Consider the following 21024-nt stretch of genomic DNA (forward strand, 5'->3'; position numbering starts at 1 on the left):
TCTTGGGAAGTTGTCGAACGGGTGGTCTATCCCGGTGACGTGAATCGAAGGACTGCCTTGGTGACGCGGCCTGAGCCCGCATCCTCGAACGCGGTGTTGATATCGGCGAAGTCGTAGAAGGACAGCAGTCGGTCTATGGGGAACCGGCCCGCTCGATAGAGCTGGGCAAGGTCGTTGATCAGGAGCGACGAGACGGCGTCGCCCTGGATGATGCCCTGAAGCGACTGGCCGAGCGTGAGCCGGCCGGCGTCGAGCATGGCGCCCGTTCCTTCGTGGAACGCCACGAAGCCGAATCGGCCCATCGGTGCCAGGGCGCCGACCCCGGCGTCGAGGTTCTCCGGGCGGCCGCTCGTGTCGAGGACGTACTCCAGACCGCGTTCGTCGACGGCGCGGAGCGCGCCGGTCAGATCCTCGACCCGGCCGGGGTCGACGAGGTGCGTCGCTCCGAGATCGCGGGCCAGATCGAGGCGGCCGGCGTCGACGTCGACGGCGACGATGGTGGTGGCACCCGCGACATGTGCCGCCATGACCGCAGCCAGGCCCACCGCTCCCACGCCGAAGACCGCGAAGGACGCTCCCGCCGGCACGGTGAGGGCCTTGAGTACGGCCCCCGCGCCCGTCTGCAGCCCGCACCCCAGCGGAGCCATGACGTCGAGGGGCAGATCGCGGGGGACCTTGATCGTGTTCCGTTGGTGCGTCAGGGCGTGGGTGGCGAACGAGGACTGGCCGAAGAAGTGACCGTGCGGCTCAGCACCGTGGGCGACGTGGAGACCGTTCGAGCCGTCCAGGCGGGCACCTGCGAAGTTGGCCGCCCAGACGTTGTCGCAGTAGGCCGCGTGCGAGGACATGCACGGCTTGCAGCGGCCGCACGAGTGGTAGGAGAGGACGACGTGGTCACCGGGCTCGACGGTGGTGACAGCGGCCCCCACGCGTTCGACGACTCCTCCTCCCTCGTGTCCCAGCACCACCGGCAGCGGCGTCGCCATGCGCTGTGCCCGCACCTGAGCGTCGGTCGCGCATATTCCGGTCGCGACCATGCGAACGAGTACCTCGTCGGGCCGCGGGTCCTCGATCTCGATGTCGCGGAATTCGAAGGGCCCGTCCTGCGCTTCGAGAACAGCGGCGCGCGCGGAGGTGGTCATACGCCGTGAGCCTGCCGCGAAGCGCCGCGAGGGCCATGGTGACGAGGGACTGAAATCATCAACGACTCCCTGATAGGGGGGTGGGCCTCAGGAACCCTTCAGCGGGTCCGAACCTATGTCGGCCGCCCGTGCCCGCGGATCGGTCGCCGTATCCGTCATGGCGGTAATGCACGGTGCCGCGAGGTGCGGTGGTGTCACTGCCGGACGCCGGTCCGGGCGGCTTGTTCGACTCGGGCGATGAGACGGCTGTTGTGGGCGGCGTGCTGGAATCCCGGGGTGTGGTGGGTGCCGTTCGTGATGTCGCGGGCCAGGCTGGCGTAGACCTCGCCGACGTTGATGGAGGCGCCCGTCCAGATGTCGGCGGCGGTGGGTCCCGCGCCGGTGGCGACCGGGCGGTCGGGCGCGGTGAAGTCGACGCTCGACGAGAGGGTGAGGTCGCCGACCTGAACGCCCGCGGGGTGGTCGCCCGTCAGCTTCAGCCAGCCCTCCGAGCCGCGTACTTCCAGACTGAAGTGGGCGTCGGGGGCGGGCACGCCCGCCAGGATCTGCACCCCGACCGGCGCCCCCGAGGAGGTCTTGGCGATGGCGTCGAGGTGATCCGGGACCTCGCGGACGGATATCGCGCCGGTGTCGACCAACTTCACCTGTGGCCAAAGGAGTTCGGTGCGGGCGTCGATCTCGGTGATGTCGCCGAGAACGGCTTCGACCACATCCAGCACGTGGCCCGCGGCGATGGTGAGGAAACCGGCTCCGGACGCTGCCTTGTCGAAGTACTCGTACGCGCTCACCGACTCCGGGCCGTTGCCGAAGGTCGTCGCGGCGACTCGCGCCGAGAGCAGCCGCCCGAGCCGGCCCTCAGCGATGATCTCCGCCGCGCGGCGTACCGAGGGGTTGAGCCGGCCCTGCAGGCCGATCGCGGTGTGCAGTGAGCCGGCCGCCTCAGCCATCTCTTCCGTCTGCGCGACGGTCGCGCCCAGCGGCGACTCCGCGTACACGGCCTTGTTCGCCGCGAGGGCCGCCAGGACGAGCTCGCGGTGGGCCGGGACCTTCACCGCGACGGTGACGAGGTCGATCGAAGGGTCACCGATGAGCGCGTAGGGGTCCGCGAACCAACGCTCGGCGCCGAACGCCTCGGCAGCGCCGCGCGCGCTCTCCTCGTGCCGCGTCGCCACACCGGCCAGGTGGAAGTCGGGCTGTGCCGCCAGCGCGGGTATGTGCGATGCGCCCGCCCAGCTCGCCTTCGTGTCCGCGCCGATGATGCCGACCCGAATGAGATTGCTTGACATGATGTGGTGTTCCGTTTCTTTCACTGAAGCAAGACGTGGTGTGGTGCGCGGGGCGAATCGGCGCGTTCGCGCTTCTCTCACTGGTCGACGGCGGCCATGTCGGGCTCGGCATGGCGTTCGCCGGACGCCGGTGTGAGGTTGTTCAGGCGGGCGATCTGGCCCGGGGTGAGTCGGATGCCGTCGGCGGCGCTGTTCTCCTTGAGGCGGTCGATGCGTTTCGTCCCCGGAATGGGCGCGATGCCGTCTCCTTGCGCGAGCAGCCAGGCCAGAGCGACCTGCGCGGGCGTGGCCCCGACCTCGTCGGCGACCTCGCGTACCTGGTCGACGATGCGCAGGTTGCGCGTGAGGTTGTCGCCGGTGAACCGGGGATTGGAGCGACGCCAGTCGGCGGCGTCCAGGCCGTCCAGGGTGCGGATGTCACCGGTGAGAAAGCCGTGTCCCAGCGGTGCGTAGGGAACCAGTCCGATGCCGAGCTCACGCAGCGTGGGCAGCACCTCGGCCTCCGGGTCCCGCGTCCACAGCGAGTACTCGCTCTGGACAGCGGCCACGGGATGGACCGCATGGGCCCGGCGGACGGTCGCCGCTGCCGCCTCCGACAGTCCGACGTGGAGGACCTTGCCCGCCTCCACCAGCTCGCTCAGCGCCCCCACCGTCTCCTCGATGGGAGTGTTGGGGTCGACCCGGTGCTGGTAGTAGAGGTCGATGCGGTCGGTTCCGAGCCGACGCAGTGAGCCGTCGACAGCCGTGTGAATGTTGGCGGGGGTGCTGTCCGGGCCCGGCCGGCCGGTGTGGGAGACGAGGCCGAACTTGGTGGCGAGGACGACTTCGTCCCGGCGGCCCTTGATCGCGCGACCCAGCAGTTCCTCGTTGACGTAGGGGCCGTACACCTCGGCGGTGTCCAGATGGGTGACACCGAGGTCGACGGCGCGACGAATGGTGCGGATCGACTCGGCTCCGTCCCGGCCGGCGCCGGTGTAGTACGCCGACATCCCCATGACACCCAGGCCGATGCGCGGGACATCGAGCCTGCCGAGCGACGTGGACTGCATCTGTTGTCCATTCCGTGTGGGGCGGGCCTCAGCGCCGCAGAGCGAACTTGACGCGTCAAGTTCTACTCCTTCGAACTTGACGCGTCAATAAGTGGGTCTAGGATGTCCTCATGGCGAGCACGGCAGATGACACGAACGGCCGGCGCCGTCGGCGACCACGGAACGGGCCGGCATCCGAGGCGACGGCTCGTGCCGACGAAGGCTCCGACTCGGGGGAGTCCACCGGTCCGGTTGCCGAGACGCGATGGCTGAACGGCGACGAGCTGGCGGCGTGGCTGGCCAACTCCGCGATCATGATCAGCCTGCCGGCCGCGCTGGATGCGCGCATGCAGCGCGAGGCTCAGCTGACCTTCTTTGAATACATGGTGCTCTCGGTCCTCTCCGAGCAGCCGGATCGCACCATGCAGATGAGCGCCCTGGCCGCGCGAACGGCGGCGTCACTGTCGAGGCTCTCCCATGTCGTCGGTCGGCTCGAGAAGCGCGAACTGCTCGCACGGAAGCGGATCCCCGGTTCCGGAAGGCGCACCACCGCGACGCTGACCGAGGCCGGTTACGACGTAGTGGTGGCAGCGGCGCCGGGACACGTCGCCGCAGTCCGCGAGTACCTGATCGATGATCTCGGTCCTCAGGAGCTGGCGGCACTGCGCCGCATCGGTGCCGCGGTGGACGCGGCCATCAAGCGCGGGCAACCCGACGCGGGCTCTGCGGCTTCGCCTCCGGGGGACGGCGCGGCGGACGGCCAGTCACCCACGATTCATCCGGCTTCGCAGCCTCCGGCCGACACCTTGATCGTGACTCCCCGCGGGCCCGCCGGCCAAGAGCCTGACCAGCCCTAACTGGCGGACGTGAGTGATGTCCGCTCAGCTTGCGGGCCGTGCTGGGCTGCACCACAGCACACGGCGGGAAGCCTTTCCCGCCGCCGATCGTGTCGCGCTGGCGTGGTGGGAGCACCCCCGGGCCGACGATGCGGAGCTCGGAGCCCCGCCCGGAACCGAAGCTCTCTGCGTAACGTCGCTCCCTTGTTCGTCAGGAGGTCGCGAAGCTGAGGAGGGGAACGTTGTACAGCTCCGGCGCTCGGCGGCGCGTCAGCGGCGGTTCTCCTCCGTCGCCGGTGAACTCCACCACGGTGATCTCGCAGATGAACTGGACGGTCGCCTCCAGCAGATGGGACACGCGTCCCTCTGCGGAGGCTCCCTTGATGCCCGCGGCCACGTGGATGTGGGGAGCGAGCACGTTCTCCTCGGTGTCCCAGGCGAGGGTGCCGCCCCCGAACACCTCCAGGTAGTCGACGCTGACGTCGTCCCAGAGGGGGGCTTCAGGATTCTTCAGGGGAGTGCAGGACCCGACCAGACGGGCGTTGCGGAAACCGCCGATGAACGACAGCGAGCCGGACCGTACCTCCCGCTCGGCGCAGAACGCGGTCAGGCCGGTCATGAAGTCCTCACCGTCGTGTTGCCGCACGACATGTGCGGCGTGCTCGGCGTCCTGGCCCCATCTGCCTTCGAAGATGTCGTCGAAGAGGAACAGCCAATGCTGCTGGTCGCACCCGAGGTCGAGGTCGGGGCCGGTCGCGTGGGGGTGGAAGCGGGCTCCCCGTTCGGCCAGCGTGAGGGCGAGGTGTCGTTCCTCCGCTTCCCTGCTCGGCGTGAGCCGGTGTTTCCGTGGCCAGATGAGCTGGTTCGCGGTGACGCGTTCGAACTCTGCGCTGAGTAAGGAGGGGAAGGGGATGTAGAGATCGACGTCCTGGGGCATCGTCCTGCTCTCTTCGGGTGCTGTTCATGCCAACGTGCCCCGGTCGCACCGCTGTCACGCTACGCTGCCGCGGCGCACGGTCGCACGGACGTCACGCACCTCGCGCCGAGATCATCGCCGAGCCGCACGGGAAACGGCACTCGCACAGCGTCGACATGGACACGCGAAGAACGCCGAAGGTGCTCAAGGACGAACGGATGGGACACGTCGACAGCTCGATGTCGGCCCGCTACTCCCATGTCACGGACGCGATGCGACGGGACCTCATGCAGGGGCTCACCCGACTGTGGGAGGAGGCTCTGGCGCAGCGCCGGGCACTCTCTCCGGGATCGCCCGTCGCGGGGCTCGACCGCCTCCTGCGGGCCTCGCACTAGGGATCGTCAGGGCCGAAAATTCCAAGATCTTCTCCCAGAATTCTCCCCAACAGCGATGAGGGCGGGCCCTCCATGCCGGAAGACCCGCCCTCACCTGCTGCTTTACCTGTCGGGACGGCGGGATTTGAACCCACGACCCCTTGACCCCCAGTCAAGTGCGCTACCAAACTGCGCCACGTCCCGTGCTGCGCCCGTAGGCACGAGAAGGAGTGTATCAGCAGGTCAGGGGGCCTGTCGCCAACGTGGGGCGCGCCCTAGCCGGGCAGGTCGAGGCCGCGGATCAGGTCCAGGGCCAGGCCCAGGGTGGTGAGGCGGGCGTCCAGGGTGTCGCCCGCGGGGTAGAGGCGGACCGTGTCCACGCCCGCGTCACGCCACACGCGCAGCCGCGCGCGGACCATGTCCTCGGTGCCGATGAGCGTGGTGCCCAGCACCATCTCGTCGGTGACGAGCGCGGCGGCTCCCTCGCGGTCGCCCGCCTGCCAGCGCTCCCTGACCTCGGCCGCGGCCTGGGACCAGCCCTGACGGCTGTACGCGTCGTGGTAGAAGTTCGTGGATGCCGACCCCATTCCGCCCAGGCTGAAGGCGAGCTCCTTCTTGCGCCCCGCGACCATCGCGCGCAGCGCCTCCTCGTCCTCGGCGAAGGCAACTTCGGCGCCCTGGCAGATGTCGAGGTCGGCGCGGCTGCGCCCGGCCCTGGCGCACCCGGCGTCCAGGTGGTCGAAGTAGGCCGCCTTGGAGCCCTCGGGGACGAAGCTGGTGCCCAGCCAGCCGTCGGCGACCTCCCCGGTCAGCTCCAGCATCTTCGGGGAGAGCGCGGCCAGATAGAGGGGGATGTCGTGCTCGACCCTGGCCGACAGCCGCATGGGCCGGGCCTCACCGCCGGGCAGCGGGACGTGGAACTCCCGCCCTTCCCAGGTGATCTTCTCGCCCGCGAGCGCCTGCCGCACGATCCGCACGGTCTCCCGCGTCCGGCTCAGCGGCCTGGCGAACGGCACACCGTGCAGCCCCTCGATCACCTGCGGCCCCGAGGGGCCGAGACCGAGCAGGAAGCGGCCCTCCGAGAGCTGCGACAGCGTGATCGCGGTCTGCGCGACGGCCGCCGGGGTGCGGGTGCCGAGCTGCATGACGCCCGAGCCGAGCAGCAGACGTTCCGTCCGTGCGGCCAGATAGCCCAGGGGCGACGGCGCGTCCGAGCCCCACGCCTCGGCCACCCAGCAGATGTCCAGGCCCAGCTTCTCGGCCTCCGTGACGAAGGCGACCGTCTCCCGCCAACTGCCGCCCGACGCCTCGACGGTGGTCGCGGTACGCATCAGGCGCCCTCCGCCCGAACGTCCTCTACCCGTACGCCCTCGGCCCGCTGTTTGACGGCGGCCAAGGTGGCAGTCATGTTCGCCTCCAGCTCCTTGAGGCGTACGTAGACGATCTTCTGCTCCTTCTCCGGCATCCGCTCGATGGCGTCGGAGAGGCCGGACTTCCCCGGGCCCATCCGTACCCACTGGGTCAGCAGGGTGCCGCCGTCGCGGGGTTCGAGGGTGAAGCGCCAGGTGGCCGACGGGGACGCCGGGTCGTGGACGGACCAGGCGAAGACCTCGGGCGCGCGGCACTCCACGATCTGGGAGGTGGTCTCCCAGGTGCCGAACGCCTCGTGCTCGTTCCGCCCCAGGAAGCGCGCGCCCGGCGCGGGGCCCTTCGCGCCGTCCAGCCACTCGACCGACCGCAGCTCGGTGCTGGTGCGCGGCATCAGGGCGATGTCGGACACCAGCTCCCACACCGCCTCCGGTGGCGCGCCGATCCAAGTGCGGGCCTGTGCGGTCGGCCCGTCCGCGTAGCGCGCGCCGGTCCACTCCATCGTCGGACGCCTCCTCATGCCTACGGAACTGTGGAAGACCCTCGGAAACGGGGGCTGAGCATGAGAGTTTCGTAGTTGGACTCACCCGTCAAGAGTTCTCCCTCGCGACGGCCGGGCGACCGGGCGGGGGTGGCTCAGCGGGTGAACCGCTCCTGGATGTCGGGGCGTTGTGCGAGCTTCGACGGGAAGCCGGGGCCCAGCCGGGGGCGGGTGTTCTCCGCCGTCATGGCCTCCCCGCACGCCGCGCAGGTCACCTCGGCGTGGCTCTCCTGGCCGCACCGGTCGTGGTGGAGGACGACGGGCGGCCCCTCCCCGTCGCCCAGCCAGCGGTCGCCCCACCGTGACATCGCCGCGAGGACGCCGAAGAAGTCCCGGCCCATCTCGGTGAGGACGTAGTCGTAGCGCGCCGGTTCCTCCTGGTAGAGCCGCTTCTCCAGCAGCCCCTCGTCCACCAGGCGCCGCAGCCGCCCCGCGAGGGTGGTGCGCGCGATGCCCAGGGACTGCTGGAACTCGTCGAACCTGCGCACTCCGTAGAACGCCTCGCGCAGCACCAGCGGCGTCCACCAGTCGCCCAGCAGGTCCATCGTGCGTGCGATCGAGCAGGGCCACTGCGCGAAGGAGGTGCGTTTCATGGCCGTAAGGATAGGAGTGCCGGGGCGTATGGGCAGGAGTGCGGGGGCGTACGGAGAGGAGCACCGGGCGGGGAGGTGCTGTTCAGGCCGTCGGGGTCCGCGGAGCCCGGCCCTCCGTCAGAACCCCCACGGCCTCTTGCGGGGCATCACCTGCGCGTCGTGGAGCGGCGCCGTGAGGGCGTGCAGCGGGGCCTGCCAGTGGGGGCGCAGCGCGGTCAGGGCGAGGAAGCGGGCCTGGGCGTCCAGGTCGCGGGCCGCCGTGGTGGCCGCCTGGAGGCCGCCGGAGTGGAGGACCTCGACGAGATGGTGGAGCGTTCCGCCGCAGGTGGCCGTGACGGCGGGGGTGTCGGTGAGGTGGGCCAGGCTGCCGCCCGTCCTGCGCGCGGCCACGTCGAGCGCTGCCAGCACGCGGACGAGGTGGATCGGGCCGTCGCGGTCGTCCTCGGCCAGCTCCCGCGTCGCCTGCGCGGCGGCCTCCTCGGTTCCCGTGCCAGACCAGGCCGCCAGCAGCCGGGTCAGCGGCGCGGGGTCGATCATGCGCGGGGGAGTGGATTCGTAGTCCGCCGAGCTGACCCGCCGCAGCGAGGGGCCGCGGTCCTTCGCACCGGGACGGACTCTGTTGTCTTTGCTTGCCATCGTGCCTTTCGCCGCCTGCTCGGTGAGCCATGCGCAGGGCGCGGACCCGGCGGGTCGGCCTCGCCCGTGGGCCTTCTCCGCGATCCTCCCCGCGAGGTGGCCGCCGCCGCATTTCCCGTTCCCGGCAACGTTCCGCACCGCGGAAGTGCCTGCCTCGCACCGCGGGCCGGGGGAAACACCGCTGATCAGGGCGGGTCCGGAGGGGGCGGCCTCGTCGGGCCGGCACCTCGGTGGCCCTTGGCCTCGACGATTAATTCATATTTAATAGCGGTACTGGATCCTCCCGCACGCCTCTCGCACCCCTCCGTCAGGAGCCCCCATGAAGATCACCCGTGTCGAGACCTTCGCCGTGCCGCCGCGCTGGCTGCTGTGCCGGATCGAGACCGACGAGGGGCACGTCGGCTGGGGCGAGCCGGTCGTCGAGGGGCGTGCCGCGACGGTGCGCACCGCCGTGGAGGAGCTGGCCGGGCAGTTCCTGATAGGCGCGGACCCGCTGCGCGTCGAGGACCTGTGGCAGCAGATGACCAAGGGCTCCTTCTACCGCGGCGGCCCCGTCCTCTCCTCCGCCGTCGCCGGGCTCGACCAAGCGCTGTGGGACATCGCGGGCAAGCACTACGGCGCCCCCGTGCACCAACTCCTGGGCGGCCCGGTGCGCGAGAAGGTCCGCGCCTATAGCTGGGTCGGCGGCGACGAGCCCTCCGAGCTCCGCGATCACGTGCAGCGGCAGGTGGAGGCGGGCTTCACCGCGGTGAAGATGAACGCGAGCGGCCGGATGAACCGGCTCGCCACCGTACGGGACATCGAGGGCATCGTCGCCCGCGCCGAGACAGCGCGCGAGGTGCTCGGTCCCGACGGAGACTTCGCCGTCGACTTCCACGGGCGCTTCACCGCCGCGAACGCGCGCAAGGTGCTGCCCCACCTCGCCCCGTACAACCCGCTGTTCGCCGAGGAGCCGCTGCTGCCGGAGTACCCGCACCTGCTCTCCGGTCTCGTCGCCGCCTCCCCGGTGCCGATCGCCACGGGCGAGCGGCTCTACTCCCGCAGCGACGTCCTGCCCGCGCTCCAGGCCGGGGTCGCCGTCCTCCAGCCGGACCTGTCCCACGCCGGGGGCATCTCCGAGGTCCGCCGCATCGCCGCGCTCGCGGAGACCTTCGACGTGCCCGTGGCGCCGCACTGCCCCCTCGGGCCTGTCTCCCTGGCGGCCAGCCTCCAGATCGGCTTCTGCACCCCGAACTTCCTCATCCAGGAACAGAGCATCGGCATCCACTACAACACCGGCGCCGAGGTGCTCGACTATGTCGCGGACAAGGAGCCGTTCCGCTTCCACGACGGGTACCTCGCCCGGCCCACCGCGCCGGGCCTCGGCGTCGAGGTGGACGAGCGCGCGGTGCGCGCCGCGGACGGCTACGACACATGGCGCAACCCCGTCTGGCGGCACCACGACGGCTCGTTCGCCGAGTGGTGACCCGCCACTGCCCGTTCCTCGCGCCCCCCCGGCCAGCGACCGCACCCCGACACCCCGCACCACCTGGAGACATCGCCATGGACAGCCCCGACCTCCTCGCCCGGCTCCGCCGCGAACGCCTCGTCGCCATCGTGCGCGGCAGCGACGCGGAGGCGGCGCTGCGTACCGTCCTCGCGCTGGCGGAGGAAGGCGTGTTCCTCATCGAGGTGTCGCTGAACACCGACGAGGCACTCGGCGTCATCGCCCGCGCCGCACGCGAACTGGCCCCCGGCACCGCGCTGGGCGCGGGCACGGTGCTCACCGCCGACGATGTGCACGCCGCCGCCGAGGCGGGGGCGCGCTGGATGGTCACCCCCGCCGTCGCCGAGTCGGTCGGGGTCGCTGCCGACGCAGGACTCCCGGTGCTGGCGGGCGCGTTCACCCCCACCGAGGCCGTCGCCGCCGTACGGGCCGGAGCCGACGCCGTGAAGCTCTTCCCCGCCTCGGCGGGCGGCCCCTCCTACCTCAAGGCGCTCCGCGACCCGCTGCCGGAGGTGCCGTTCGTGCCCGTCGGAGGCGTGGACGCCGCCGTGGCCCGCGACTACCTCGCCGCGGGCGCGACCGCCGTCGGCGTCGGCTCACCCCTCGTCGGCGACGCCGCGCACGGCGGCGATCTCGGCGCGCTGCGGGCACGCGCACGGGAGTTCATCGCCGTGTGCGCGGAGGACGCCCAGCCGTGACGAGTGCGGCGAGAGCGGAGGGAGAGGGGGAGCGGCGCGGATGACGTCGTACGCGGGCCGGGGCGTGCACGGTCAGGTGGTCGAACACCTCGGCTACCGCCTGGTCTCCGGCGAGGTGGCCGAGGGCGACACGCTCGATCCGCGGGCGCTGGCGCGGGAGTGGGACCTCAGCCTCACGGTGATCCGTGAGTCCCTCAAGGTGCTGGCGGGCAAGGGGCTGGTCGCGGCGCGGCAGAAGCGCGGGACGTTCGTACGGGCACGCGGCGAGTGGAACATGCTCGACGCGGACGTCATCCGCTGGCGCGTGGCCGCGGGCAAGGGCGAAAGCCTGCTGCGCGACCTCGGCGAGCTGCGGATGATCGTCGAACCCGCCGCGGTGCGGCACGCCGCCGAACGCCGCACCGACGAGGACCTGTCGGCGCTGGAGCGGGCGCTGACGGCCATGGGCCAGGCCGGTGACGACGCCGCCGAGGCGGCGGCAGCGGACGTCGCGTTCCACCGGGCGCTGCTCACCGCCTCGGGGAACGAGATGCTGGCCCGGCTCGACCAGCTCATGGAGCCGGTGCTGCACGCGCGGGACAGCATCGTGCACGCGCCGCACGGCGTGGCCGACGACCCGGTCCCCAGCCACCGCGCCGTCCTCGAAGCCGTCCGGGCCCGCGACGCGGACCGCGCCTCCGCCGCCATGGCCGACCTCCTCACCAAGGCCGACGCGGACGCCGGTCTCGCGGTAAGGGACCTCGCGGGGGGACGGGGTGTCGCGCGCCCCGAGGGGTGAGCGGGGCCGGGGCTTCCGCCGAGGCCCCGCTCGTCGCGCTACTCGTCGCCGCTGAACAGCACGAGCAGGAACCACCAGACGGCCCTGCTCACGAGTCCCGCCGCCACCTGGCGGCCGAACCCGCCTCGCGGCGTGGCGGTCTTCTCCGGCTTCGAACGCTCTTGTTCGTTCAAGCCTCGCACCTCCCTCCTTGGACTGACCTCCCCCAGCGGGTCTGACCAAGTGAGTCGGGATGCGAGAGGCAGATTACCCGACGAGAGCGGCCGAACGGGTGAACTTGGCTTCTCCGCAGGGCGGTTGAGGGGCCCCGCGCGCTCGTCGAAGGGCTCTTCGTCCTCGACGCGGCGGGCGCTGGAGGGGCTATCGTGCCTCTATGTCTGATCCGCTCCGCATCGTCTCGCGCGACTCCCCGATGGCCCTCGCCCAGGTGGAGCGCGTCCGCGCCGAGTTGGCCGTGCTGCGTCCGGAGCTGCGTACCGAGGTCGTGCCGGTCAAGACGACCGGCGACCGTTGGATGGGGGACCTTTCGCAGGTCGAGGGCAAGGGTGCCTTCACGAAGGAGGTCGACGCCGCGCTGCTCGCCGGTGCCGCCGACCTCGCCGTGCACTGCGTGAAGGACATCCCCGCCGACCGTCCGCTGCCGGCGGGCACGACGTTCGCGGCCTTCCTCGAACGCGACGACGTCCGCGACGCGCTCATCGACCGCGAGGGCCGCACCCTCGCCGAGCTGCCGCCCGGCACCCGCATCGGAACCTCGTCGGTGCGCCGCGTCGCGCAACTGGCCGCCTCCTACCCGCACGTGGAGTGCGTGCCCATGCGGGGGAACGCGAACAGGCGCCTGGAGAAACTCGCCGCAGGGGACGCGGATGCCCTCCTGCTGGCCGTCTCGGGGCTGGAGCGCATCGGCCGCACGGACGTCATCACGGAGATCCTGTCCGTGGAGACGATGCTGCCGCCGGTAGGGGCCGGTGTCCTGGCGCTCCAGTGCCGCGAGGACGACACCGCGACGAGCGAGATCGTCAGCGGCCTCGGCCACCCCGGTACGGACCGCGAGACACAGGCGGAGCGCATGCTGCTGCACGTGCTCCAGGGGCACTGCAACAGCCCCATCGCCGGATACGCCACCACACGCGGCGGTGAACTCTCCCTGCGCGCCAGCGTGTTCACGCCGGACGGCAAGACGGTCCTCAACGCGCACGAGTGGGCGGGCCGGCTCGACCCGTCCACGCTCGGCACCTCCGTCGCCGTCGCCCTCCTGCGCCAGGGCGCCCGCGACCTGATCGACAGCATCGCGCACTGACCTCGCGGTCGGTGGCGCGTCCCCTCAGTGGTTCGAGTGGCGGGCCGAGTGTGTCGTGGGGCGTCCGCGCTGGCGTCCCCTCGTCGGCTGGGGCTGGGGCTGGGGCGGTACCGCGTGGTGGTCCCGGTCGCGTGGGCCGTCGACGTCGGACGAGGGGGCGGGGGAGAGGGGCAGGCGTGCCGTGAAGTCGCGGAACGTGTGCGTCGCCGGGTGGACGGGTTCGCGCGGCCACACCAGGCGGACGGTCACGGGAGGCGCGTCCACGAGCGGGAGATAGCGGATACGGGGATGCGGATGGCTCTCCGCCGTGCCCTCCGAGGTGACCCCGACGGCCTCGCCGGTCGCGATGGTGGTGAGCCACTCGTCGACACCGGGCACCTCGAACGTGCGCGGTGCCCGCCCGTGGCCCGCGCCCGGCCACAGCTCGGCACCGGTCGTCGCCGCGGTGGCGCAGAGCACGACGGGACGTCCTGTGAGGTCGTCCAGCCGCACGGTGCTCCGTCCCGCGAGCGGGCCGCTGTCGGGGACGGCCGCCACACGGGGCTCGGTGTAGAGGTCGAGAGCCGCCAGCTCCGCGCGCGCCGTCGGGTCGGGCCCGTACGGCGCGGAACCCGTGCGCAGGAACGCGACATCGACCTCGCCCCGGCGCAGCGCGCCCTCCGGATCGTCGCAGCGCCGCACCCGCACGGGAGTGTCCGGGTGCGCCTCGCGCCACGCGCTCAGCAGCGGCACCGTGTGGCGGCCGAGCACCGACCAGGCGAACCCGACACGCAGCGGTCCAGGACCGCCGGACGCGGCCTCGGCGAGGGCGTCGTCGAGCTGGCGCAGGATGCGGTGGGCGTGCTCCCACAGCCGCTGCCCCGCCTCGGTGAGCGCGAGGTGCCGCGTGGTGCGTTCGACGAGGCGCGTGCCGAGCCTGCGCTCCATCTGGTCGAGGGTGCGGGAGAGCGCGGGCTGGCTGACGCGCAGCGTCGCCGCGGCCCCGGTGACCGTGCCCTCGTCGCCGATCGCGGCCAGCGCGCGCAGATGCCGCAGCTCCACATTCATAACCAGCAAGCATAACTGTGGCGCGGACGGCATTTCCCTCCGCGTCCGGACGGTTCTAGCGTCGCGGGCATGAAGATTCTCCTCATCGGGGCGGCCGGAAAGCTCGGCGCCGCCGTCCACAAGACACTGGCGGGACGCGGCCACGAAGTCCTCACCGTCGGCCGCACCAGCGGCGACCTGCGCTGCGACATCGCCGACCCCGCCGCCACCGCCGCGCTCTACGAACGCGTCGGCCCCGTGGACGCGGTGGCCAGCGCGGCGGGCGACGTGCCCTACAAGCCCGTAAGCGAGATGACGCCCCAGGACTACGAGTCCGCGTTCCACGGCAAGGTGCTCAGCCAGATCGAGCTGGTGCGCCAGGGCCTGTCCCGGATCGCCGAGCGGGGCTCCTTCACGCTGATCACCGGCGTGCTGGCCCGCGACCCCATCCCCACGGGAAGCGCCGCCTCGATGGCGAACGGCGCCGTGGAGTCCTTCGTACGGGCCGCCGCCATCGAGATCGCCCCGCTGCGCATCAACGCCGTCAGCCCCACGGTCTTCACCGAGAGCCTCGCCGACTACGGCGACTTCTTCCCCGGCGTGCCTCCTGTCGACCTCGCGCAGGTCGCGCAGGCATACGTCCGCTCCGTCGAAGGCGGCCAGACCGGCCAGATCTACGGGCTGTCCTGACCCTTACGGGGACGGTTCCGCTTCAGTCCTTGTGGTGTTCCGGGTGCGGCTGGACGGCGCCCTGGGAGTGGGCGTGGGCGAACTCCTCGATGAGCCGGTCGGCGTCGGTCAGCAGCACGCCGTGGCTCGCCCAGGCCGCGGTGCCCTCCGCCGCGGCGGTGAGCTCGCGGTGCCGGGCGCGCCCGTCCTCCAGCGCCTGGTCGAAGGGGTTGCGCCGGTGCTGGCCGTCCTCGTGCGCCCCGATCTGGCCGACGGCCCGGGACAGGGTGCCGAGGAGGTCCGCGTACGGGCACAGGAAGTCGTCGCCGGGGGTGGGCCCGGACTCGTCGTCGATGATCCGCAGCAGCCCGTAGCAGATGCTGCGGATCTGCTCGCTGGCGCGCGCGAGGGCCTCGACGAACGTGCGGTACCCGGCGAAACTCGTGGGGAGGGTGTTGCGGGGGAGCAGCCGACGGGGGTTGTAGACGACGGACTCGGCACCGGACTCCACCGCGTACCTGGCGCTGTCGACGGAGGCGTCGAGCCGACGGGCACGGTGCAGCCAGTCGGCCACCACATCCCGCTCCGGCAGGCCCTCGCCGAGCCCCCTGGCGATGTCGTTCAGGAGGGTGGCCACCGTGTGGGATATCTCGTGGACGCCCTGCGTGGCGGCGCGGTAGCGCAGGGGCGGCAGCAGGAGCAGGGTGACGGCGATGCCGACGCCCGCGCCCAGCAGTGCCATGAGGATGATCTGCCACAGCATCTGCTCGTGCGTGCCCGAGAGCGCGTTGTACGCGAAGACTCCCGCGACCGAGACCTGGATGCCCTGGCTGCCCAGCCGGTTCCACCGTCCCACGGCCAGGGTGAGGCCGAGCATCACCGCGAACGCGGCGGCGTTCTCGCCCAGCGTCGGGCCGACGGCCCCGGCCGCCAGCACGCCGAGGACGACGGCGATGACGTAGCGCACCGACTGCAACAGAGAGCGGTACGCGGTGGACTGGACGACCAGCAGCGCGGTGAAGGGCGCGTAGGTGGGCTGCGGGGAGGCGAACGCGTACTGGGCCAGTGCCCAGGCGAGCACCCCGGCGACAGCACTCTTGAACAGCAGGAACAGCGTGTCCCGCTCGGGCCCCGAGTGCTCCTTGGCTCGCTTCAGGCCCCGCCACAGGCGGCCCGGCGCGCGCAGGGCCGCCTGCCACCGCTCGGCGACGGACCGGCCCTGACGCACCATGGGCTCCTGCTGCCCCTGCCCCTGCTGCTGTTCCTGTCGCTCGTGCTGCCCTTGCCGCTCCTGCTGGGGTCCGGCCTTCGCGGTCCCCTTGCCCTTCCCCGCGCCCCCGGCCTCTCGCGCAGCCCTCAACGTTCCCTCAACTCCCCTCGTCCACGGTCGCGTTCCCCCGGCGGGCCGTGTCGTCGGCGCCGGGGCAGAAGGCGAGTCCCCGCAAAGCCTCACGGGGAACAGCCGTGACCCGTGGCGCGGGACACACTTCTGTTCCGGTGGGAGGGAGAGCGGGCGTGGGCGCGGGGGAGAGGGGAGGCCCGTCAGCCTGCGCCGGGAAGCCGGATCTCCACGGTCCCGCCTCCGTCACCGTTCCCGCCACTCACCCGTGTCTCGAAGGCGGGCTGGGGAGCGGTGGCCGGGCCCCGTACGTTCCAGCCGTCCGACAGGCGGAAGACGCTGCCGTGCCAGGGGCACGTCACACAGCCATCGGAGATCTCGCCTCCGGAGAGCGGACCGGAGAGGTGACTGCACCGGTCGGCGAGCACACGTACCTCGCCGTCGGGCTCCCGCACGACCAGAAGGGGCACCTCGCCCAGTTCCTTGCGTACGGGCTGACCCACGGTCAGCTCCGTCACGGGGCACAGGGTGTGCCAGCCGGGCTCCAGCAGATGCGGCACGGGTTCCGTCTTGTTGGCGCCCGCTCCCTGCCGGTAGGCGAGGTGGCCGCCCAGGAGACCGCCGCCGCCTGCTGCGCAGAGCCCGGCCGCACCCAGCGCGCGGCCCAGTCCCGTCCGCCCGCGGCCCCTGGCCACCCATGAGCCCGCGTACAGGCCGACGGCCAGGGCGTTCGACGCCGCGTGCACCAGGCCGGTGCGCATCTGCTGCTCGTGCTGCTCCGACCAGTCCACCCACCCTGCCAGCGCCGCCGGAAGAGCCGCCGCCACGCCCGCGCCCACCAGGAGGCGGGCGCTCTTCTCCGCTCCCGGTACCGCGTCGAGCACGGCGGCCGACAGCCAGGCCCCCATCGGAAGCTGGACCAGCGCGGGATGGAGCGGATGTCCCAGTGCGCGGCCGTGGAGGACGTCGCGGAGCCGTCGTCCCAGCGGCAGTCCGCGCACCACGCGCTGGACGGGGCCGATCGCGCGGTCGAGCGCCTCGGCCCGCTCCAGCGCGTCGAGCGCCCCCGGCAGCGTGACCCGTGACGGCGGGACCCGTACGGCGCCGTCCGACGCGGAGGCAGAGGGTGCCGGGCTTCGGTGCTGCGAGAAGGTGAACCGCATGGCAGGGCGAGTAGCCGTGGGCCTGCCGCTCAAACGGTGCGGTGCGGGGGTGCCCGCGGCGAACACACCGTCCGCCCGGCCGGACGGGCATGAGCACTTCTCACCGGCCGGACGGCGGGGCACCATACGAGTCGTTCCATCGCGGATCTGAGATCCCCGCTCGTGCACGACCCCACGGGAGAGAGAGCTCAAGACATGAAGAACGCTGTACGGCGGGCCGGACCGGCCCTGCTGGCGCTGGCGGGACTCCTCGGCGGTGCGGTCGCCGCAGCGCCGCCCCCGGCCGAGGCCGCACCACGGCACCCCCTCACCGGGCAGGAGCAGGCCGGGGAAGAGGAGGCCGGGCGGGAGAAGAAGGACCCGGCACACACGGACGTGCTGTTCATCGGCGCCCACCCGGACGACGAATCCATGTCGCTGGCCACCCTCGGCCAGCTCAAGGAGCGGCACGGCCTGAGCACCGGCGTCGTCACGATCACCCGTGGCGAGGGCGGCGGGAACGCGGTGGGCCCCGAGGAAGGCCCCCAGCTTGGACTGATCCGCGAGACGGAGGAACGCGAGGCCGTCGCGCACGCGGGGGTGCGCAACGTCTTCTACCTCGACAAGCCCGACTTCTGGTACACGCTCTCGGCACCCCTGGCCGACAAGCTCTGGGCCGTCGGCGAGAACCGCCAGGACACCCTGGAGCGCCTCGTCCGCCTCATCAGGGCGACGACACCGAAGACCGTGGTGACCATGGACCCGCGCCCCTTCGACCAGCACGGCGCCCACCAGGAAGGGGCGCGGCTGGCGGCGGAGGCGTTCCGACTGGCGGGCAAGCGCACCGCCTTCCCCGAACAGATCAGCCGCGAGAAGTACCGTCCCTGGCAGCCGTCGCGGCTGCTCGCGCAGAACGGCGCCTACGAGGGGCCCGTCGGCAAGAAGTGCGCCGCGCACCGTGGCGAGGACCCGCACACGGGCCTTCCCGTCACGGGCGCGTGGACGGGTGCCATCTCCCGTGAGACGGGCACGACATGGGCGCAGGTCGAGCGCGACGCCGCCCGCGTCTTCCGCACCCAGGGCTTCGACACCATGCTCCCGCCGAAGGTCACCACACCCCGGGACGAGCTGGGCTGCGAGTGGTTCTCCGTACTGGCCGAACGCGGCGAACCCGTGAAGGCCGAGGTGCGGCCCCAGGGCGAACTGAAGCCCCTCTACGCGGAGTTCCGCGACTGGGCCACCCGCGCGGGCATGCCCTGGCTGGCCAACGAGGCGCAGCCGGACTACCCCGACAACCCCTCGACGAGCGTGCCCCGCGCCGAGCGGAAGCCCACCGTCGACGGCAAGGCGGGCCCGGACGAGTACCCGGGCCCCGAACTGCCGCTGCGGCACTGGCAGAACGAGGAGTGCGACGGAACGGCCGACTGCGCGGCGACGGCCCGTACCGCCTGGCACGGTGACAGCCTCTACGTGCTCTTCGACGTCACCGACGACAAGCGCGGCACGGCGCTGGAGCAGTCCGACTGCAAACGGCACTGGCGCACCGACTCCGTCGAGATCGACCTCGACCCGCGCGGCACCTCGGACGACACCTCGACCACCTTCAAGGCCGGGATCCTCCCCTACACGAAGGAGGGCGGCCCCTGCGCGGGCCGCGACGCCGACAACCACCAGGGCCCCGCCTCGACCACGGCGCCGGGCATGGACATCGCCTCCACCCTCAAGGAGAAGGAGGGGAAGGGGGCGCAGGACGGTGCGGCGTACGCGGGCTACACCGTCGAGGCGGAGATCCCGCTGAGCGACCTCCCTGCGGCCGTCGACCCACGGAACCTGACCGCCAACTTCCTCCTGTACGACTCCGACACCCAGGACAAGACCGGCCAGACCCGGCTCGCCTGGTCCCCCTACGGGAGTGCCCAGGCCGACCCCTACGTCTGGGGCGGCGCCCGGCTCGACGGGTTCACCGCGCCGCCCGAGCGCCCGCAGACACCGCCGGTGATCCCGCTGGAGGCGGCACAGAGCAAGGACTCGCCCGCCTCGGTCGCCCAGTCCCGCCGCACCGGCGTCCCGCTGGCTGCCGGGCCCCGCGATCCGGGGGAGCGGAGGTGAACGCGGACCGGGGCTGAGCGCTGGATGCCCTGACGGTGCCGACCGGCCGCCCGCGAGGGGTGGCCGGTCAGCCCGCTTGGGCGCGGCGCTAGGCGAACTGGCCCCCGAGCGCGGTCTCGACGTCGCCGAGCAGGGTGACACCGGGAACCCGGCCGCCCCCCCCGTCACCCGCCCGGCGCGACCGCCTCCAGTTCGTCCACCGTGCCGGACATGACGACCCGCAGGTGCTCGGTGAGGTGCTCGACGGGCCAGTCCCACCAGGCGATGTCCAGGAGGCGGGCGATGTCCGCGTCGCTGTAGCGCTTGCGGAGGAGCTTGGCCGGGTTGCCGCCGACGATGCCGTAGTCGGGCACGTCGTCCACGACCACGGAGCCGGAGGCGATGACGGCGCCGTGCCCGATGCGGACGCCGGGCATCACCATGGTGTCGTAGCCGAACCAGACGTCGTTGCCGACGACGGTGTCGCCCCGCCCCGGCAGCCCCGTGATGAGGTCGAAGTGCTCGGCCCAGGAGCCGCCCATGATGGGGAACGGGAAGGTGGAGGGGCCGTCCATGCGGTGGTTGGCGCCGTTCATGAGGAACCGCGTCCCGGTGCCCAGCGCGCAGAATTTGCCGATGACCAGTTTTTCCGGGCCGTAGTGGTAGAGGACGTTGCGGGTCTCGAACGCGGTCGCGTCGTCCGGGTCGTCGTAGTACGAGAACTCCCCGGCCTCGATGAGTCCGGACGTCACCAGCGGCTTGAGCAGGACGACGCGCGGCTGGTCGGGGAAGGGGTGAAGTACCGTCGGGTCGGCGGGAATCGGAGGTGTGGCGGTCACTGGTGGTCGCTCTCGGGTCGGGGGCAGAGGGCTGATCGTCCCACCGGGCGCCGGACATCCCGCGCCCGCGCCCCCTCCCGACGCTCACCTCGCCGCTGTCACTGCTGTTGTTGTTGGCGGGCCGCGACCGCGGCCACCGCGCGGGTGATGACGGCCTCGGCCTTCCCCTTGTCCACGCCGATACCCGTCAGCACGCCCTGGCCGTCCTCGAGTTCGAGGAGGGCGAGCAGGATGTGCTCGGTCCCGATGTAGTTGTGCCCCATGCGCAGCGCTTCCCTGAAGGTCAGCTCCAGTGCCTTGCGCGACTTCGCGTCGTACGGGATCAGCTCGGGGACCGAGGCGGCGGCCGGGGGCAGCGCGGCGGTCGCGGCCTCCCGGACGGTGTCCAGCGGCACGTCCAGGGTGACGAGTGTCGCCGCCGCGATGGCCTCCGGCTCGGCGAGGAGCCCGAGGACGAGGTGGGCGAGGCCGATCTCGTCGTTGCCCGCCGTGCGGGCCTCGTTCTGCGCCGCCATCAGCACGTTCTTCGCGCGCGGGGTGAAGCGGCTGAAGCCCTGGCTCGGGTCGAGGTCCAGCGGCTGGTCGGAGCCCTTGGTGACGAAGCGCTTCTGGGCCGCCTGTTTGGTGACGCCCATGCTCGCGCCGATCTCCGTCCAGGAGGCGCCCGAGCGCCGGGCCTGGTCCACGAAGTGGCCGATGAGATGGTCGGCGACCTCGCCCAGGTGGTCGGCGGCGATGACCGCGTCGGAGAGCTGGTCGAGGGCGCTGGAGTGGACCTTCTTGATGGCCTCGATCAGATCGTCGAGGCGTACGGGGTGGTTCGAGCTTATGGGCTGCGTCATGCGTCAACCATAGGTTGACGCCAGGAATACCGTCAACCATGAGTTGACGATCGATGGGCCGAGACCCGTTCCCGGGCACCGGGGCGGTGCCGGGGCT

The 21024-nt window shown here is 71.9% G+C and carries 22 protein-coding genes and 1 tRNA gene; 8 read left to right on the plus strand and 15 right to left on the minus strand.

The genetic code is table 11. The features are described from left to right. Positions 1 to 26 precede the first annotated feature (26 nt). The 3 genes from ACYVOO_RS19780 to ACYVOO_RS19790 all read right to left on the minus strand — a co-directional run bounded on the left by ACYVOO_RS19780 (position 27) and on the right by ACYVOO_RS19790 (position 3477). Positions 27 to 1142 (minus strand): NAD(P)-dependent alcohol dehydrogenase, encoded by a 1116-nt coding sequence (locus ACYVOO_RS19780; protein ID WP_461016968.1) that lies wholly within the window; start codon positions 1140 to 1142, stop codon positions 27 to 29. A 194-nt stretch (positions 1143 to 1336) separates the two neighbouring features. Beyond that, on the minus strand, positions 1337 to 2428 hold the full coding sequence (locus tag ACYVOO_RS19785; RefSeq protein WP_451826184.1) for a Gfo/Idh/MocA family protein: 1092 nt from the start codon (positions 2426 to 2428) through the stop codon (positions 1337 to 1339). 77 nt (positions 2429 to 2505) lie between these two features. After that, entirely contained in the window at positions 2506 to 3477 is a 972-nt protein-coding gene (locus ACYVOO_RS19790; RefSeq protein ID WP_461016969.1) for an aldo/keto reductase, read from the minus strand. A gap of 110 nt (positions 3478 to 3587) precedes the next feature. Here ACYVOO_RS19790 and ACYVOO_RS19795 point away from each other — a divergent pair, with 110 nt between their 5' ends. Then, a complete protein-coding gene (locus ACYVOO_RS19795) occupies positions 3588 to 4313 on the plus strand; it encodes a MarR family winged helix-turn-helix transcriptional regulator (RefSeq protein ID WP_461016970.1) in 726 nt (241 codons plus the stop codon). A 190-nt stretch (positions 4314 to 4503) separates the two neighbouring features. Here ACYVOO_RS19795 and ACYVOO_RS19800 read toward each other — a convergent pair whose 3' ends face one another. Continuing rightward, entirely contained in the window at positions 4504 to 5229 is a 726-nt protein-coding gene (locus ACYVOO_RS19800) for a PPC domain-containing DNA-binding protein (RefSeq protein WP_461016971.1), read from the minus strand. A gap of 155 nt (positions 5230 to 5384) precedes the next feature. Between ACYVOO_RS19800 and ACYVOO_RS19805 the strand changes: the two genes are divergently transcribed. After that, entirely contained in the window at positions 5385 to 5603 is a 219-nt protein-coding gene (locus ACYVOO_RS19805; RefSeq protein WP_461016972.1) for a hypothetical protein, read from the plus strand. Between the two features lie 109 nt (positions 5604 to 5712). On the opposite strand, the gene ACYVOO_RS19810 is transcribed toward ACYVOO_RS19805, so the two are convergent. From ACYVOO_RS19810 to ACYVOO_RS19830, 5 genes are all read right to left on the minus strand, one after another. Then, a tRNA-Pro gene (locus ACYVOO_RS19810) sits at positions 5713 to 5786 on the minus strand. Positions 5787 to 5857: 71 nt separating this feature from the next. Then, complete coding sequence (locus ACYVOO_RS19815) at positions 5858 to 6913, minus strand: LLM class F420-dependent oxidoreductase (protein ID WP_461016973.1); 1056 nt, start codon at positions 6911 to 6913, stop codon at positions 5858 to 5860. Beyond that, positions 6913 to 7452 carry an SRPBCC family protein gene (locus tag ACYVOO_RS19820; RefSeq protein WP_461016974.1) on the minus strand — a complete coding sequence of 180 codons (540 nt, stop codon included), beginning with the start codon at positions 7450 to 7452 and terminating at the stop codon, positions 6913 to 6915. The genes ACYVOO_RS19815 and ACYVOO_RS19820 overlap by 1 nt, the downstream gene beginning before the upstream one ends. Before the next feature lie 134 nt (positions 7453 to 7586). Beyond that, positions 7587 to 8084 (minus strand): winged helix-turn-helix transcriptional regulator, encoded by a 498-nt coding sequence (locus tag ACYVOO_RS19825; protein WP_461016975.1) that lies wholly within the window; start codon positions 8082 to 8084, stop codon positions 7587 to 7589. 117 nt (positions 8085 to 8201) lie between these two features. Then, positions 8202 to 8720: a hypothetical protein gene (locus ACYVOO_RS19830; protein WP_461016976.1), complete on the minus strand. Its 519-nt coding sequence runs from the start codon at positions 8718 to 8720 to the stop codon at positions 8202 to 8204. Between the two features lie 319 nt (positions 8721 to 9039). Here ACYVOO_RS19830 and dgoD point away from each other — a divergent pair, with 319 nt between their 5' ends. The 3 genes from dgoD (at position 9040) to ACYVOO_RS19845 (ending at position 11682) form a co-directional block, all read left to right on the plus strand. Then, positions 9040 to 10185: a galactonate dehydratase gene (gene dgoD, locus ACYVOO_RS19835; RefSeq protein ID WP_461016977.1), complete on the plus strand. Its 1146-nt coding sequence runs from the start codon at positions 9040 to 9042 to the stop codon at positions 10183 to 10185. Between the two features lie 77 nt (positions 10186 to 10262). Beyond that, positions 10263 to 10904, plus strand: a complete 642-nt coding sequence (locus ACYVOO_RS19840) for a bifunctional 4-hydroxy-2-oxoglutarate aldolase/2-dehydro-3-deoxy-phosphogluconate aldolase (protein ID WP_461016978.1) — start codon at positions 10263 to 10265, stop codon at positions 10902 to 10904. 40 nt (positions 10905 to 10944) lie between these two features. Continuing rightward, positions 10945 to 11682, plus strand: coding sequence for a FadR/GntR family transcriptional regulator (locus ACYVOO_RS19845; RefSeq protein WP_461016979.1), 738 nt, complete (start codon positions 10945 to 10947; stop codon positions 11680 to 11682). Between the two features lie 38 nt (positions 11683 to 11720). On the opposite strand, the gene ACYVOO_RS19850 is transcribed toward ACYVOO_RS19845, so the two are convergent. Beyond that, a complete protein-coding gene (locus ACYVOO_RS19850; protein WP_453347541.1) occupies positions 11721 to 11855 on the minus strand; it encodes a hypothetical protein in 135 nt (44 codons plus the stop codon). Between the two features lie 200 nt (positions 11856 to 12055). Between ACYVOO_RS19850 and hemC the strand changes: the two genes are divergently transcribed. Further along, on the plus strand, positions 12056 to 12982 hold the full coding sequence (gene hemC, locus ACYVOO_RS19855; protein WP_461016980.1) for a hydroxymethylbilane synthase: 927 nt from the start codon (positions 12056 to 12058) through the stop codon (positions 12980 to 12982). A gap of 24 nt (positions 12983 to 13006) precedes the next feature. Here the strand turns inward: hemC and ACYVOO_RS19860 are convergent, their stop codons facing one another. Further along, the gene (locus ACYVOO_RS19860) at positions 13007 to 14029 is read right to left on the minus strand and encodes a LysR family transcriptional regulator (protein WP_461016981.1); all 1023 of its coding nucleotides are present in this window, start codon (positions 14027 to 14029) and stop codon (positions 13007 to 13009) included. Positions 14030 to 14098: 69 nt separating this feature from the next. Here ACYVOO_RS19860 and ACYVOO_RS19865 point away from each other — a divergent pair, with 69 nt between their 5' ends. Continuing rightward, the gene (locus ACYVOO_RS19865; protein ID WP_461016982.1) at positions 14099 to 14698 is read left to right on the plus strand and encodes a short chain dehydrogenase; all 600 of its coding nucleotides are present in this window, start codon (positions 14099 to 14101) and stop codon (positions 14696 to 14698) included. A 22-nt stretch (positions 14699 to 14720) separates the two neighbouring features. On the opposite strand, the gene ACYVOO_RS19870 is transcribed toward ACYVOO_RS19865, so the two are convergent. Together ACYVOO_RS19870 and ACYVOO_RS19875 are read right to left on the minus strand one after the other, a co-directional pair. Next, positions 14721 to 16037: an FUSC family protein gene (locus ACYVOO_RS19870; protein ID WP_461016983.1), complete on the minus strand. Its 1317-nt coding sequence runs from the start codon at positions 16035 to 16037 to the stop codon at positions 14721 to 14723. 182 nt (positions 16038 to 16219) lie between these two features. Further along, on the minus strand, positions 16220 to 17179 hold the full coding sequence (locus tag ACYVOO_RS19875) for a Rieske (2Fe-2S) protein (RefSeq protein ID WP_461016984.1): 960 nt from the start codon (positions 17177 to 17179) through the stop codon (positions 16220 to 16222). 195 nt (positions 17180 to 17374) lie between these two features. Here ACYVOO_RS19875 and ACYVOO_RS19880 point away from each other — a divergent pair, with 195 nt between their 5' ends. After that, on the plus strand, positions 17375 to 19267 hold the full coding sequence (locus ACYVOO_RS19880; protein WP_461016985.1) for a PIG-L family deacetylase: 1893 nt from the start codon (positions 17375 to 17377) through the stop codon (positions 19265 to 19267). A 164-nt stretch (positions 19268 to 19431) separates the two neighbouring features. Here ACYVOO_RS19880 and ACYVOO_RS19885 read toward each other — a convergent pair whose 3' ends face one another. Together ACYVOO_RS19885 and ACYVOO_RS19890 are read right to left on the minus strand one after the other, a co-directional pair. Continuing rightward, positions 19432 to 20085, minus strand: coding sequence for a CatB-related O-acetyltransferase (locus ACYVOO_RS19885; RefSeq protein ID WP_461016986.1), 654 nt, complete (start codon positions 20083 to 20085; stop codon positions 19432 to 19434). A 98-nt stretch (positions 20086 to 20183) separates the two neighbouring features. After that, on the minus strand, positions 20184 to 20927 hold the full coding sequence (locus ACYVOO_RS19890) for a Clp protease N-terminal domain-containing protein (protein WP_461016987.1): 744 nt from the start codon (positions 20925 to 20927) through the stop codon (positions 20184 to 20186). Between the last annotated feature and the right edge of the window lie 97 nt (positions 20928 to 21024).

This window comes from Streptomyces daliensis (assembly GCF_054782395.1).

Bases quoted from the DNA above. Each gene is read 5' to 3' on its own strand.
- ACYVOO_RS19780 (WP_461016968.1), bottom strand. From the start codon at position 1,142: ATGACCACCTCCGCGCGCGCCGCTGTTCTCGAAGCGCAGGACGGGCCC.
- ACYVOO_RS19785 (WP_451826184.1), bottom strand. From the start codon at position 2,428: ATGTCAAGCAATCTCATTCGGGTCGGCATCATCGGCGCGGACACGAAG.
- ACYVOO_RS19790 (WP_461016969.1), bottom strand. From the start codon at position 3,477: ATGCAGTCCACGTCGCTCGGCAGGCTCGATGTCCCGCGCATCGGCCTG.
- ACYVOO_RS19795 (WP_461016970.1), top strand. From the start codon at position 3,588: ATGGCGAGCACGGCAGATGACACGAACGGCCGGCGCCGTCGGCGACCA.
- ACYVOO_RS19800 (WP_461016971.1), bottom strand. From the start codon at position 5,229: ATGCCCCAGGACGTCGATCTCTACATCCCCTTCCCCTCCTTACTCAGC.
- ACYVOO_RS19805 (WP_461016972.1), top strand. From the start codon at position 5,385: ATGGACACGCGAAGAACGCCGAAGGTGCTCAAGGACGAACGGATGGGA.
- ACYVOO_RS19815 (WP_461016973.1), bottom strand. From the start codon at position 6,913: ATGCGTACCGCGACCACCGTCGAGGCGTCGGGCGGCAGTTGGCGGGAG.
- ACYVOO_RS19820 (WP_461016974.1), bottom strand. From the start codon at position 7,452: ATGGAGTGGACCGGCGCGCGCTACGCGGACGGGCCGACCGCACAGGCC.
- ACYVOO_RS19825 (WP_461016975.1), bottom strand. From the start codon at position 8,084: ATGAAACGCACCTCCTTCGCGCAGTGGCCCTGCTCGATCGCACGCACG.
- ACYVOO_RS19830 (WP_461016976.1), bottom strand. From the start codon at position 8,720: ATGGCAAGCAAAGACAACAGAGTCCGTCCCGGTGCGAAGGACCGCGGC.
- dgoD (WP_461016977.1), top strand. From the start codon at position 9,040: ATGAAGATCACCCGTGTCGAGACCTTCGCCGTGCCGCCGCGCTGGCTG.
- ACYVOO_RS19840 (WP_461016978.1), top strand. From the start codon at position 10,263: ATGGACAGCCCCGACCTCCTCGCCCGGCTCCGCCGCGAACGCCTCGTC.
- ACYVOO_RS19845 (WP_461016979.1), top strand. From the start codon at position 10,945: ATGACGTCGTACGCGGGCCGGGGCGTGCACGGTCAGGTGGTCGAACAC.
- hemC (WP_461016980.1), top strand. From the start codon at position 12,056: ATGTCTGATCCGCTCCGCATCGTCTCGCGCGACTCCCCGATGGCCCTC.
- ACYVOO_RS19860 (WP_461016981.1), bottom strand. From the start codon at position 14,029: ATGAATGTGGAGCTGCGGCATCTGCGCGCGCTGGCCGCGATCGGCGAC.
- ACYVOO_RS19865 (WP_461016982.1), top strand. From the start codon at position 14,099: ATGAAGATTCTCCTCATCGGGGCGGCCGGAAAGCTCGGCGCCGCCGTC.
- ACYVOO_RS19875 (WP_461016984.1), bottom strand. From the start codon at position 17,179: ATGCGGTTCACCTTCTCGCAGCACCGAAGCCCGGCACCCTCTGCCTCC.
- ACYVOO_RS19880 (WP_461016985.1), top strand. From the start codon at position 17,375: ATGAAGAACGCTGTACGGCGGGCCGGACCGGCCCTGCTGGCGCTGGCG.
- ACYVOO_RS19890 (WP_461016987.1), bottom strand. From the start codon at position 20,927: ATGACGCAGCCCATAAGCTCGAACCACCCCGTACGCCTCGACGATCTG.